General features: G+C 74.0%; 1 protein-coding gene (only partly in view). It reads right to left on the bottom strand.

All 14,758 nt of this window come from inside a single coding sequence — locus ABT345_RS10035, protein-glutamine glutaminase family protein, on the bottom strand. Of the gene's 40,365 coding nucleotides, 13,351 precede the window and 12,256 follow it; the stretch shown corresponds to coding positions 13,352-28,109 (codon 4,451, partial, through codon 9,370, partial); reading right to left, the first codon wholly in view occupies positions 14,754-14,756. Both the start codon and the stop codon lie outside the window.

Below are 14,758 nucleotides of genomic sequence, written 5' to 3' on the forward strand. Positions count from 1 at the left end.
CGCGGCACCTGTCCCAGGTGTGTCAGCCAGTAACGGACGCCGCGGGTGAGCTCCGACGAGAGACCGATCATGGCCACCCGGCCGAACCAGACCGTGAGCGCCGCGGCCAGATCCGGGTCGCTCATCCGCCGTGTGTCCACCATGTCGTACATCTCACGCGACCACCCCCGCGGGATCCGGCCGGGGAGGGTCAGCCGGCGGGCGGCCTGCACGACCTGCAGGATCTGCGCGTCGCTCTCGGTGCCGGTGAGGCGGAGGCTCACCACGGGCCTGGGGGAGACCGTCACAGGGGGCGGCGCCGGACTCCCCTGGGGACGGGGCCGGCGCTCCGTGGCGGACGGCGCCTCGGGCCCCTGAGTCCCCGCGGGCTCGGAGGGCCAGCCGAGCGGCCCCGACCGCAGCACCTCCAACTGCCCCAAGGCGCGCAGGTAGTCGTGGTAACCCTGTGCGTGCTTGATCCGCTGGGTCACCTGGTTGCCGGAAACGGGATAGTTGGTGATCCTGTCCTGCCGGTAGTGCCTCGCGTACCACACGAACCCGCCGTCGCGCTCCGGGGCGAGGATCGGCTGTTCCTGCCGGTGTGCCTCACTGCTGCCCAGGTAGTCGAGCCAGGCCCGGACCGCGGCGCCCATCAGGCCCCGAACGGACTTGGAATGTCCCGAGGCGTGCTGCATGAACCCGGCGATCGACCTGGCAACGGCCGGGTTGGGGTGCGTGGTGATCATCGTGCGGACGCTCTGCGGCCAGTCGTCCCGGTGCCTTCGCAGCACCTCCGGCAGGTCGTCCACCGGCCCGCCGGTACCGGGCTCCCGCACTTCGGCCTGATGCGGCTCGTCACCGTGCCACAGCTCATCCGTGGCGAACGGAACGGAACCGGAGTTCCCGGACGCCTCCTCCGGCGCACCGGTCCCGTCGGAACTGATCGAGATGACGGACATCTCGGACCCGTCATCCGACGCCATGGACGCGTCGGACTCCTCGTGGCGTTCGGACTCCTCGTGCGCGTCGAACCCGTCGTATGTGTCGAACCCGTCGTACGTGTCGGACTCCGTATGCGTACCGGGCTGCTCGTGCGCGTCGAATCCGTCGTACGTGTCGAGCCCGTCCCTCCCGTCGTCACCGCCGGGGCTCAAGGGCTGCGGCTGCTCGTGAACCATCGCCTCCGGGGTCCCGGGGTCTTCCTGGACCTCGTCCGCCTCGGACGGGGCGCGCTCCGCCACGGGAGTGACCGGCGACTCGTCCCGCACGGCGCCGAGCGGTTCCACGGGGGTCGGCGGGGCCAGGGCTTCCGTGGCGGGGGGCTGCGGGGTGGAAAGGTCCGGCAGCACCGCGCCCTGCGGCACCCGGGCGTTCGGCGGGGCGCAGCCGAGCGGCCCCGACCGCAGCATCTCCAACTGCCCGGTGGCGCTCAGGTAGGCGTAGAAATCCTGGGCGAAGTTGATCCGCTGGTTCACCTGACCGCCGGCAACCGGATACCGGGACGGCTTGCCCTCCCGGTAGAACGTGGCGAACTCCGCGAACCGGTCGTCGTCCTCCGGGGCGAGGATCGGCTGTTCCCGCCGGTGTGCCTCGTTGCTCCCCAGGTAGTCGAGCCAGACCCGGACCCCGGATCCCATGGCGCGCCGGTCCTTCTCGTTGTAGCCCGGGTGCTCCATGTATCCGGTGATCGACCTGGCGACGGCCGGGTTGGGATGGGCGAGGACCATCCGGAAGACCTGCACCGGCCAGTTGTCCGGGCACCCCGGTAGCTTCTGTCGCGCCGACGGGCGGGACGGCCACCCCGACGGACCGGTCGGCTGCGCCGAGGGGCGGGACGCCGGGGCCGTGAAGCCGTGCATCGTGAGGCCGCCGCCGGAGCTGGACCAGTGGCCGGTAACCGGCCCGGTGTCCTGGCCTCCTTCCGTCGTCCCGGTCGTGCTCCGCTCCGCCCGGTCCGTCGGAACGTCGTCCGTCGTGGGCACCTCGTTCATGAGGGACGCGAGGTTCATGGCCGAACTCGCCGTCCGAGCCTGCGGCGAGGACGGCTCGTCCGCCGTGGGCACCTCGTCCGTCACGGGCGCCTCGTTCATGAGCGACGCGAGGCTCATCGCCGACCTGCCGCCCGTCCGGGGCGGGGCAGGCGACTCGTCCGGCTCCGCCATCACGGTGTCGAGCGGCTCCATGGGCTCATCGGTTTCCTGGCCCCCTTGGAGCGCGTCGGTTGCCCTGGGGTGCTGCCCCCGCGTCACCGCGGCGGCCCCCTCACCGACCAGGTCCAGGCCGCCCGGCCCGCGGAAGGAGGAGGGCCGCGGGGGATGCTCCTGCGGCGCGGCGTTCCGCCGGCCCCGCCCTGCCGGTCCCCCGGACGACGAAAGGCGCAGGGTGCCGACAGCCTCGAACGGGCGGCCCTGGGGCCACTCGCGCTCCAGTGAGCGGTAGAAGGCGCGGAGGATCCTCAGGTGGCGCAGGCCCCGGTCGGTCAGTTCGGGCACGCACCGGAGCTCGATGTACTCCTGCACAAAGGCGGGCGACGGGTTCACCGTGCTCTGCCCGTTGCGCTGGGCCTCCTGCCACCACGCGTCGAAGACGCCGGCGCGCCGGGCACGTTCGTCCTTGTTGCGGCACCGCTTGATCCAGACCCGCAGCGGATCCGCCAACACCGCGTCCGGCCCGGAGCTGTCGCGCAGCGCGGCGATCAGTCCCTCGACGTACTTCGCGCCCCTCTTCTCCCGGAAATCCGCTCCCCCGGCAAAATCCGCGAGGTTCTGCTCCAGGTATGCGTCCGCGGGGTCCGGCTGGGCGGCCGACACCGGGAAGGCGCCGGCCACGCCACCGGAGCCGGACGAGGAACCCCGGCTCTGCGAACCGGAGGCCGCATACGGGTGGACCCGCCACTGGCTCCTGCGCCCGAGGCCCCGGGGCGCACCGCCCGCCACCCGGCTCCCGCGCTGCGCCTCGGTGCCGATCCAGGAGACGGCGCCCGCCTGCTGGTCCTGCGGCAGGCGGAGCACGGAGGCGGCCCGTTCCCGGTCGGAGGCGCGGCGGGCGGCTTCCTCGGCGGCCGCTCGGCCGTGCCGGAACAGCGCGTCCGCGACCTCTTGGAGTGCCTGGTCGGTCGCGGCACGGCGCAGCTTCGCCTCGGTGTCGCGGCCGATCACCATCGGCCAGCGAAGATGACCGGACGCCAGCCGCATGCGGGCCGCGGCGACGTCTTCGTCCAGCAGCGCATCGATCAGTTCCGCCGGGTCCCGCAGCACCGGGCCGTCCGGGGTCTCCCGGACCATGTCCACCAGGCCCTGCGGGACCATCTGCAGCTCTTCGGCGAGGGCCAGCAACGGACCGGTCTCCGTCACCCCCAGGTCATCGGCGAGCTGTTGCAGGGCGTCGGCGTCGTACCACTCGGGATTCTCGTCCGTCAGCCGGGACTCGCGCCATTCGTGGACCGCTTGGGTGGCCATGTCGACCGCGTTCGAGAAGTACTCCCACAGACCCCGGCGTGCGGCGTGGGTCGCGGTGTCGTAGTTGCTGATGTTGTTCTGCGCCCCGATCCCGGAGAAGCGTGCCAGGTAGTCGCCCAGGGAGGGCAGGTCGCCGAGGCGGATGTGGTGGGTGCCGAGCGCCGTCAGCAGCTCGCGCAGGTGCCGGAGTTCGCCGTCGTGGCCGCGGTGGACGGCGTCCGTTTCGACGCCCAGGGCCGTCCACTGCGTTGCGAGGGTGTGCTCCGGCCAGGTCCGGGGTGCCCCGCCGTCGGACAGGTGGTCCAGCAGGGAGGTGCGCAGGCCGCGCAGCAGGTGGTACTCGTCGGCGCCGAGGCCGAGGAGCTGGGCGAGGTCGTACAGGACCGGTGCCAGGGACCGGGGGACGTGCAGCGCCCGGACCAGATCGTCGAGCTCCTGATCGGGGAGACGGCCGTGTGCGCGGACGAAGTCGGCCACCCAGGCGTGCTCGTCGGCCGCTTCGATCTCCCGGGCGTAGGCCTCGATGGCCTCGGGCGTGAAGCCCAGGTCCCGGAGGGCCTGGAGCTGCGCCTCGGCGGCGGCGCGCCGCTGGGTCTCCTGGAGCAGCGCCTCGACGCGTGCGTCCGCCGCCCGGTGCGGCAGCTGGGCGAGGTACACCGACCGGGGCTGGTGCACCCGCTCGGTGACCCAGGTGACCAGCGCCCGGAACGCTGCGGTGCTCCCGGCCGGGACCGGTGCCAGTTTCTGGATGGCGCGGCGTTCGTACCGTTCCACCTGGCCGGCGCCGTCGTCCAGCGCCTCCAGGACGGCCGCGAAGCTCTCGGACGCCCGGAGCTGCTCCACGGTCAGGCCGTAGGGCAGGCCGTTGCGCAGCCATTCCTGGGAGAACTCCAGGAGCCGCAGGATCTGCGACGGGGCCCGCCAGGTGCCGTCCCAGGCACGGCCGGACAGGTCGCCGGGGCCGACGAGCGCCGGGTCGGCAAGGAGCCGGTAGAGCCAGGCGCGGTGCCGCGGCGCCACGTTCAGGACGTCGGCCGCGTCCCCGAGGACCAGCTCGACGTGGTCGCGCTCCCGCAGCCCGAACGTCTGCCGGAAGTGCTCGGCCGCCGCGACCGGGTCGGACACCTGACCCGGCTGCAGGGACCAGTGCAGGTGGCGTTGGTGTGCCTGGGCGGCGACCATGCGGGTCAGTGCGGCAGCGGCCTTGTGGACCTGCCGGCCGTGCCAGACCTGCCCGTTGTTGAGCGGCCGGAAGACCTTCCGCAGCTCCGCGTGGTCGAGCAGCGGGAGGACGTCCAGCCGGACCGGGCACCGCTTGAGTACGCGGTAGAGGTCCCGGGCGGTGACGTCCAGCCAGTCGGCATACATCGCCAGCGCGTGGAAGGGCGGCACCTCACCGGTGGTCTGTGCGAGGCGGACCAGGTTCGCCATCCGCCGTACGCCCAGGCGCCGTTGGAGGTCGTCGAGGCGGGCGATCTCCTCGGCCGTGAAGCCGCGCAGCAGGGCGGCGTGACGCTCCCAGGCCGCCCGGACGTGATTCTCGTCCGGGTACAGGGGCGCCTCGTCCCCGTCGCCCACGGGAACGTAGGACGGCGGCTGCTCGTCGGGCCGGAGCGCCGTGGACGGGGCGCCCGGCGGGGCGGAGCCGGCCGGCTGCGGGGCGGGCTCTTCCGGCGGCGGCTGTGTCGCCAGCCATGCGCGGGTCGCCTCGTGCGCGCCCTCCGGCGTCATATCGGCCCGGCGCTCCGGGGCCCGTAGCCAGGCGTCCAGGGCGGCGAGGGCGGTGGCGTCGGCGCGCAGCTCCCGGCGGGGCCGCAGGGCGCGGTGGATCGCGTCGGTGTACTCGACGGTGGACGGGCCGCGGTGCAGCAGCTCGGGGAACGACCTGTGCAGCCCCTCCAGGAACGTGCTGATCCGCAGGTAGCGGACGGTGCCGAGGAGGTTCTGCCCCGCCGCGGTGCCCGTGTCGCCCCTTTCGCGGCCGGTCATCGACGGGCTGTGCGCCACCAGGCGGGACAGTGCCACATGGTCGGCCGGACCGCGCAGCCCGAGGCGGTCGAACTGGCTGTTCATGAGGGTGACCCACCAGTCCGGCGGCGTCCAGCCGGCGGTGCCGTGCAGGCTGTCCCCACGGGTGGCGGAGTGCAGCTGCTGCACCTCCTGGGCGAAGAGGTGGTGCAGGTCCAGCGGGTCCGCGCCGAGGGCGCGGGCGGCCGCGTTCACGGTGGAGCGCATCGTCTCGTCGGGGATGAAGTGGCGGTCGAACGCGTCGCGGACCGTGTCCGGTCCGGGGCGGTTGGCCAGCCAATCCGTCACGATCGATGCGATCTCTTCCCTCGTCATCCGCCGCAGGGCGTCCGGCGACGTCCCGGCGCCCGCCACATGGCTCCGGAAGTCCAGCAGGTCGGCCAGGGTCAGCGGGCGGCCGGCGGCGGTGAACCAGTCGAGATCGGCGGGGCGCAGGTCCAGCAGGGCGAGCCGGGTGCGCAACCGGTACGCGCCGAGTTCGACGCGCTCGTGCGGTGCGGCGCCGCCCAGCCAGGTCAGCTCGTCGGTGAGCACCGCGAGCGCCTCGTGACTGACGCCGAGGGCATGGGTGAGGCCGGTGAGGTCGGCGGGGCGCGCGCCCGTGTCGAGGACGAGGAAGAGCTGTGCCTTCGGCAGGTGCGCGTTGTCGATGACGCGGCGGACCAGCGTGCTGATGCGGTTCTCGTCCGGCGTGCCGCGCAGGGCGCGGTCCAGCACCTGGGCGCCGTCGATGCCGACCGGCAGCGTGGAGTGCCCGTTCAGGCCCTGACGCCAACCGTTCAGCAGGTGGGCGAACCGGCCGCCTTCGGTCGGCCGCGAGCCCCGGGTGAGGGGCCGGACGGTCCGCGCGGACTCCAGGTAGCGGCGGAACAGCTCGTGCGGCAGCCCGCTCCCCCACTCCGCAAGGTCTCGGAACCAGGTCAAGTCCCGCAGGGAGTCCAGGCCGTGGTCCTTCAGATGGGCGATGAGCGTCGAGGCGGTACGGGCCGCGCCCCGGGCGCCCAGCAGGGCGATGACGGAGTCGTGGTCGAAGAAGGACAGCGCCTCCGAGCGCTCCCGGACCGGGGACTCGTGGTCGAAGAAGGACAGCGTCTCCGAGCGCTCCCGGCCCTCCGCCACCCGCAACAGGCTCGCCAACTCCGTGATCTGCAGGGCCGTCCGGGTGGCCGCCCCGGCGTCCGGCACGTGGCCGCCGTCGCCGTCGTTGTGGGACGGCACTTCCGCGGCGTGGGGGGCCGGGGCCGGCTGCGGGGTGAGCGGGGCGGGGGCAGTGGGCGGTACGGGCTCCGTGGCGGCCGATGCCACCTCGCGGGCGTGCCGGACGAGCCGGGTGGCCGCACGGACCGCGGGCATCGACCCCTCGGTCAGCAGGACGCGGGCGATCCGGTCCCGTGCGGCGTCGTCCAGCTCGTCACGGCCCTCGGTCCGGTACCTGTCCAGCAGCCCGTTCGCCAGTTCGCGCCGCTGGGACGCGCCCGCGGAACCGGTGAGGTCGCGCAGCAGATCGGCCGGGTCCTGCCGCAGCTGTCCGGCGATCCGCCGCAGCTGCCGCGGCACCCCGTGGATCTGCTCGGCCAGCGCCAGCACCCCGGCCGGGGACAGCGGGGCGGCCGAAGGGATCCCCCCGGGGCCGTGCGCCACCGCCAGCAGCTGGTGGACGTCGAACCACGTCTGCCCGTACTGCTGTTGCAGCGCGTCGTACCGCGACCGGTCGATGCCCAGCTGCGCGGTGCGCCAGGCGGACGCCAGATCGTCGGGGATCCGGTTCCAGACCTGAGGGCGCAGGGGGGCGGCGAGCGCGTCGTATCCGGTGTCCGCGAGTGTGCCGCCCGCCGCTTCGGCCAGGTAACGGCCCAGCTCCGGCATTTCGGCGAGGTGCGCGCCCGCCGTGTCCATGACCCGCAGGAGCTGCTGGATCTGCTCGTAGGCCTGCTGCTGTTCCTGCTCGGGCCGCTGTCCGGCCTCCGCCAGCAGCGCCTCGGTGTTCACCCCGTGCTCCGCGAACAGCGGCAGGACCTCGTGCCAGAGCCAGTCGTAGACGTCCACGCCGTCGCGGCGTGCCTCCAGAGCGGCGTCGCGGAGCGGCCGCATCAGCGTGTGGTCCTGCTGCCGGATACCGAAGTTGAGGGCCACCCGCAGCAGTCCGACGGCGGCCGTCGGCGGGATCTGCAGCACCGTGGCGAGGTGGAGCAGCTCCTGGTGCGGGATGTTCATCCCCCCGCCGACGAATTCCAGCAGGATCCGCAGCTCGTGGATACCGGCGTGGTGGCTGCCCGCCCCGTTGTCGAGGCGGCGGAGGTACTCCACGACCTCCGGGACCTGTACGCCGCTCCGCCCCAGCTCGGCGTGGGTCTGCGGCGTCAGGCCCAGCTGCTCCTGGAGCCACCGGACGAGGCCCTGCGTCACGTCCTGCTCGTCCGGCTGCTGCTGCGGCGGTCCGCCCTCGGTGTCCGGCGTCAGCGGGATGCGGATCGGCTCGCCCGTCGTCAGCTCGTGCTCCTGCGCCATCATGTGCAGGAACTCCGCGGCCGTCTCCGTGGCCATGTCCGCCAGATTGGCCAGGCTGTTGCCGCCGGTGAGGGTGTCGGGCTCGGCCCGGGCACCCCAGCGGAGCAGCGTCAGCACATCGCCGGGGAGGATCCGGCCCTGCCGGCGGGAGATCGCCGACAGCCGGTCCTCGTCCAGCGAGCCGACGGCCTCGGCGAGACGGTAGAACGCGGCCCGGGTACGCGCGTCCACGGCGCCGCCCAGGAGCATCGCGTCCCGGAGATGGTCGTCGACACCGGCTCCCCAGAGCTGGAAGCTCTGCATGAAGTACGGGTGCGCCACCAACTCCGCGACCTGCTCCGCGTAGGCGATGACCTGCCGGAGCCCGTGGACGATTCCGGTGGGGGTCGCCTGTACCGGGTGGTTCTGCTGGAAGAGCGCGCCCCCGCGTCCGTACTCCGACAGCAGGTCGTCGAAGCTGTGGAGGGCCGCCTCGAAGTCCCCGGCCTGCCGCAGCGTCGCGGTGCCGCTGCGGGGCCACCGGTTGCCGCCGCGTCGCGGGGAGGTGGCCCAGACCAGGGCCGTGAGCGTCTGGGACGGCGCGTACCACCGGCCGTTCCACTGCTCCGCCCCGTGGCCGGGACCGGCCACGGCGGGGTCGGCCAGGAAGTGGTAGAGCCAGGCTCGATCGCCCGCCGAGTGGGCCCCGGCCGCCGCGAGGGCCTGCTCCAGGAGGTGGTGGACGCGCTGCTCATCGGGCAGGGCGAACCGCTCCAGGAAGGCGGACCGGATCACCGGCTCGTACCCGCCCGCCCGCTCCGGTTCGCCCCATCCGGGCCACAGCGACCAGTGCACGGACGGGTCGGGACGCTCCAGGCCGTCGACCGGGGCGGGCGGGTCCGCGTCGCCGGCCGGGCCGGTCCCGGACGGCCCCGGGTACGCCGGTGACGGCACGTCGTCGTGGAGCGCCGGGGGCCGCAGGCCGGAGTCGTGCGGTGCGGACGGCGGGTAGGGCGGCGGCGGGGTGTCCGGGCCCTGGTACGCCGCGGCCCACTGCCGGACCAGGTGGGCGAGCGGCTGGTCGAGGAACCAGCGGCGGATGAGCTCCACGCGGTACGGCGGGCGCCACAGCGCGGTCGTCCAGTCCGGCGCGGGGATGCCGTCGCGTGCCGCCAGGAAGAGGTGGTTGGCGAGGTCGGCCACGGCCCGGGGCGAGCCGCGCAGTGCGGGGCGCTCGTGGAGGCCCGCGAAGACCGACTCCGCGATGCGGGACCAGGAGGAGTCCCGCAGCGTCGCGAGTGAGAACTGCCCGGGCAACGAGGTGCTGTCGCTCACGATCCGGGGGTCGGTGGGCCGGAAGGAGCGGAGGAAGATCTCCGCGGTGCGGTACGCGGTCGTGCCCGGATGCCATGGCGCGTCGTCGGAGGTCCGGCCGGTCGGGTGCGGTGCCGGGGTTTCGGAGCCGTGGGTGAACAGTCCCTGGTGGCTGCTGATGAAGTGGAGGAACCCGGCGCGGTCGGCGGGTCCGTGCAGCCCCGCGCCGCGCAGCGTGGTGGTGAAAGCGTCGAGCACCGCCTGCGTCGGCAGCCAGCCCCCGGCCGTCCCCGATTCCCGCCGCTGGTGGTTGACCCGCTCCAGGTCCGGGCGGAACAGCTGCACGAGGTCCACGACGTCGATGCCGAGTGCCTCCGCGAGGTGCGCCGCGGTGTCGGCCAGCTGGGGGGCGACCGGCCCGCCGTGGGCCAGCACGGTCCGCGCCAGCAGCACCCGCCGCTCGTGCCGCCACACCGTCCGGGGGTCGGCGTCGGCCGGGGGCAGTTCCCCGGCCCGCAGGGCCTCGGTGGTCTGTGCGACCAGTGCCGCGTGGGCCTCCTCGACCTCCGCGGCCTCGGCGGCCTCGGCCTGCCGCCACGCCGCGACGTGCTCCTGGCCCGCCTCGGGGCTCAGGCCGCGCAGGGCGGTGACGGAGGTCCCGGCGGTCTCCAGGTGCCGGCGGAACGAGGCGAGGCCGGACAGGGACAGATCCCGCAGTCCCTGGAACCACACGAGGTCCCGGGGCTGGAAACCGGTCATCGCCAGGCGGTTGGCCAGCGTGATCGCGGGGATCACGCCCCGCTCGTCGGGCCGCAGGTCACCGGCCCAGGAGAGCAGACCGGAGACGGGCAGCAGCGTCTCGGGGGTGATGCGCAGCCGCTGCAGCGTCCTTTGGAGCTGCTCGGGCGTCAGACCGAGGCGGGCCGGCAGCATCTCGGGCTCCCGCGGCAGCCGGCCGTGTTCCGTCACGAGCCGGAGCACCTGCGTCGTGCCGTCGACGGTGAGCCGGTACTCATGGGCCAGGCGCAGCAGGTCGCGGCTGTCCACCGTGTCCGGCAGGCCGTTCCATTCGGCGATCAGGTCGGCGACCTGGAGCGGTACGCCGAGTTCGTCGGCGAGCTGCCAGTGCTCCTCGTCCGCCTCCGGGACCGTGGCCAGGCGTCGCCCGCCCCCGGGCGGTGTGGCCTCGCCGGGCAGGCCCGGCTCAAAGGCGCCGTCGCTGAGGAAGAAGGGCTGGTACCGGTCGTCGCCGCCGAGTGCGCGCCAGCTGTCGAGCAGCACCTGCTGTGCGGCGGGTACGTCCCGGTGGAAGTGCCGCATCGCGCCCGTGAGCATGAGGTGGTCGGCGAAGCTCTGCACCGAACCGGAGGCCGGCTCGGAACCGGGCGGGACCGGCGTCCAGCTGAGCTGTTCCGTCCGGGCCACGCGGAGCAGTGCCCGCCGCTGCTCGGGGGAGGGTGCGCCGAGGGCCGCGAAGTCGCGGCGGAGCGTGTCGACGAAGCCGTGGTGGGCCCGGGCCGGGCCGAAGCGGGACGGTGCGGCGGAGCCGCCGCCCAGCGTACGCAGCCGTTCCGGGAAGAGGTGCACGAGATCGCGCGGGTCCGCTTCGAGGTCGCGCGCGGCGCGGTAGAGGTCCTTGGCGTCGGACATGCCAAGGCTCCGGGCCAGTTCGGGGATGTCGGACGGGAGCCGTCCGATGCTGCGGCCGAGGGCGATCAGACGGCGGATGTCGCGGACGCCCAGCTCGGTGGCGAGCCCGTCGAGCCGCTCCACGTCGGCCCAGTCGTCCTCCAGCAGCCGCCGGACCTCGCGGGGCGTCATCTCCCGGCGGGCGGCCCAGTCCTGGATCTCCCATGCGGTCAGCGCCCGGGGCCGGGGGATGACGGAGTGGGTGCCGTACCCGGGCAGCGGGGCCCGCAGGGCCCTGTTGCGGTAGTCGACGAGGAGTTCGTCGAGACGGCTGGGGTGCATCGTCCGCAGATGTGCCGCGAGGCGCGCGGACGGGAGATCGTCCGTGGCGGCGACGTACCGCAGGAAGGAGCGCATCGTCCCGTGCTGGATACGGCTGTCGCTGCTGCGGATCGCGGGGTCGCTGTCGGGCCACGGCAGCGACTCGCGGGCGGCGAGCGCGATCAGCCATGCGGCGTCGGACGCCCCGTTGCCCCGGACGGACGCGCCGTAGCGCCGCATGTGCTGCTCGACCCCGGCGATGAACTGCTCCGGTGTGCGGAGCAGGTTCTCGGAGTTCACGTCGCGCAGCGAGTGCGGGAAGAGCTGCGCCAGGTGCCGGGGGTCGATGCCGGTGTCACGGGCGATGCGGTACAGGTCCTTGACGACGGGCATCCCCAGCGCTCGGGCGAGCTGCGGGAGGTCCGCCGGGATTCGGCCGAGGGTTTCGCTCAGCTTCACCAGGTGCGCCATGCTCCGCACGCCCAGCGCACGGGCGAGCGGGACCAGCAGCTCCGGCTGGAACCAGGAATACGCGGTCAGCTCCCGGAAGCGTTCCCGGCGCAGCCCGACGGCCCGGGCCGACCGGTGGATCTCCTCCTCGGAGTAGGCACGCGACGGCCCGTACGCCGGCAGCTCCGGCGGTGTCGTCGGGTGCAGCGGCCGCCCTCCGGACGTGGCGGGCTCGGTCTCCTCCCGCGCGAGAACCGTCTTGTACGAGGGGGGCTCGTCGGTCGGCTCCTGGTGCGGCTCCTCGGTCGGCTCCTGGTGCGGCTCCTGTGCGGACGGTCCCGTCGGGGACGGTTCCCCGTCCCCGTCCTCCAGCAGGTGCGCCGTGGTGCGGTCCTCGGGCTCGGCCAGCAGCGCGTTCCAGGCGGGGATCTGCTCGTCGATCAGGCGCTGCAGTCCGGCGAGCTGCGCGCGCAGGGCGGACGGTGCCGAGGCGTGCGGGGGCAGGAGGTTCTCCGGGACGGCGGCGAGCTGCGCATCGAGCGCGTCGAGCCGGCCGCGGGCCCACACCGCGAGGTCGCGGCTGCGGCGCAGGGCGTCGTGGCCGGGCGCCGAGTGGATGTCCGCGGTGCCCGCCGCGCCGCTGCCGGCGTGCTCCGCGAGGCCCGGGTGGCTCAGTTGGGCGGCCAGCAGCAGCTGGAGGTCCGACCAGTGGGCGAGGACGTCGTGCCAGGTCTTCGGGGCGCTCTCCACCCCGGCCAGCAGGCCGGACAGCGCGGCGAACGCCTCGTGGTCGCCGCCGAATTCCGGGTGGGCACTCGCGGCTCCGGTGGCCACGAGCGGGGAGTACGGAACCGGGGTCCGCGGGGTGCCGGACGGGCCGGCGCCGGACTGCCGGAGGTCCGTCCGCTGCGGGGTGAAGACGCGGAACTCGCCCCGCTCGCCGCCCTTTTCGTAGGCGAGGGCGAAGCAGTACTCCTCGCCGGGCAGCACGGTGACGCGGGTGGTGGGCGCGATGGTCACCATGCCCGTCGTGTCCGCCATCTCCTGGGCCGCGAGGCGGCCCGAGGGTCCGACGGTCGCCGCGTTGCAGGAGAGCAGCAGCAACTGGGCGCGCGACCCGTGCCGCTGCCGGAGCTCGATGACGCTGCCCCGGCGCTTCACCCCCTGCCCGGCGTCCTCGCCGCGGAGGGCATGCGTGGTGTCCGGGCCGGTCATCAGGGTGACGCGGCCGGCGCCGCCGTGGAAGAGGCCCACGTAGAGCGGGCTCGCCGGGTCCCAGACCACCGGGGAGAGACCGTCCGCGGGCACATGTCCGCTCGTGCCGTCCTCGCTCAGCTCGTAGTGGGCGAACTTGGTCTTGGACAGGTCGATCCGGGTGTGCGGGGAGCCGCCCGCCGCCAGCGCCTGCGGGCTCAGGAACGCGCGGCCGATCTTCCGGCCGGTGCGGACGTCCCGGATCTCCTGGTGCTGCACGTCCTTGAGCCGGACGTGCCCGGCCTCGTGCTTGTCCGTCCCGACCGTGGGCAGCGACAGGTCCTCGTCGCGGAACGCCTCCCGGGTGCCCTGCCCGTCCTCGTCGTCCGGCCGGGCAAGCACGTCCTGGTCCGTGAGGCCGTGGGCCGGGGGCTCCTGGACCGGTGGCTCCGGCGGGGCGGACTTCTGTACGGGGGCCTGGCGGACGGCCCTCTCCTTCGGCGCCCGGCCGGAGAGCGCCGCGAGGATCTCGTCCTCCTCCAGCAGGGAGACCTGCGGCGGCTCGTGCTCGACGACGGTGACCGGGGTGGTCGGGTTGACCGGGTTGAGCGGGGTGGTCCGCGCGGGCCGCGGTGAGGTGGCCGGGGCGCCGCCGGTGTCGCCGTTGTAGTGGTTCTGTCCGTTGTAGCGGAAGACGACGGCCGGGCCGCCGGGCGGGCCGAGCCGCGTCCCGTCCAGACCGAGACCGGGACGGTGGACGTGGACGCCCACGCCGAACGCCTCGGCCAGCAGCAGGAGCAGCAGTTCGCCGTGGTGCGTCGTCGCATAGGCGTCCGGCCACCTTGCCACGGTGTCCCGCAGCCCCTCGAACTCCTCGGCGGTCCAGCCCGGCGCGTGCTCCCAGACGAACGCGGCGAACGACTGCAACTCGTCGAAGGAGAGCGCCTCCAGAACCCGGGTCATACCGTCCTGCCCGCCCGGCTCCGTCGACGGCGTCCGACCGGGACGCCACCGGTCGAACAGGCGGCGCAGTTCTCCGGGGCCGCTGGTGCGCTCGGACACCTCCCGGAGGCGTTCTTCCCGTGTCGGGATCTCACCGGGCGTCGAACGGTGCACACGGACCAGCGGCCGCGCCGCGAAGGACTGCGGCAGCTCGCGCACGCTATTGCCGAGGAAGTCCATGACGTGCCGGTGGACGAGGAGTACCGCGGTGTCGAAATGGCCGCGCGCCGTGCCGCTCCGGCTCCGCGCGGCGGCGCGCACCGCTTCGGCGTCGCCGAGCAGCCGGTACACCTCGGGGTGACGGGAGAGATCGAGCCGCTGCCGGACATGGCCGGGCGCGCCCACCAGCAGCGAGGAGATCTGGCACCAGCCGTCCCCGGGAACGGGCACCTCGGTGCCGAGGACCGGCAGGGGCGGGGTGTCGGACCGCTCCGGGGCGTGCGGGGGCTCCGATTCGGAGACGGGCGAGGCGGGCGGCTCCTGCTGCGCCGGCGTCAGGGGCCGGTCGGGGGTCGGGGAGCTCGGGGAGTGCGGCGGGGAGGCCGGTGTCGCGGGAGCGGGCGCCGGCTGCGCCGTGCCCGGGCGCGGGATCAGGGCCTTGACCGTGTCCTTCTCCAGCACCACGGTGACGGCCGGGACGCCGGGCCGCCGCGTGCCCTCGGGGCCACCGGGGTGGAAGACCTCGACGCCCGCCCCGGGGCGTACGACGTGGACCTCGACGCCGTACACCAACGCGAAGAGCTGCGGCACCAGGTAGAAGTCGTCGATCTCGTTGTCGTCGGGAGCGCCGCGGCGCAGCTCGCTGCCGGCCGGGCGCAGCAGCTGGAGGGCGAGGAGTTTGACGCGGGCGGCGTGCGGGAGAGGGACGTTGCCGTGCAGGACGCCGTCCTGCAGAA

The organism is Streptomyces sp. NPDC000404, assembly GCF_040300365.1.
Taxonomy (GTDB): Bacteria; Actinomycetota; Actinomycetes; order Streptomycetales; family Streptomycetaceae; genus Streptomyces; species Streptomyces ramulosus.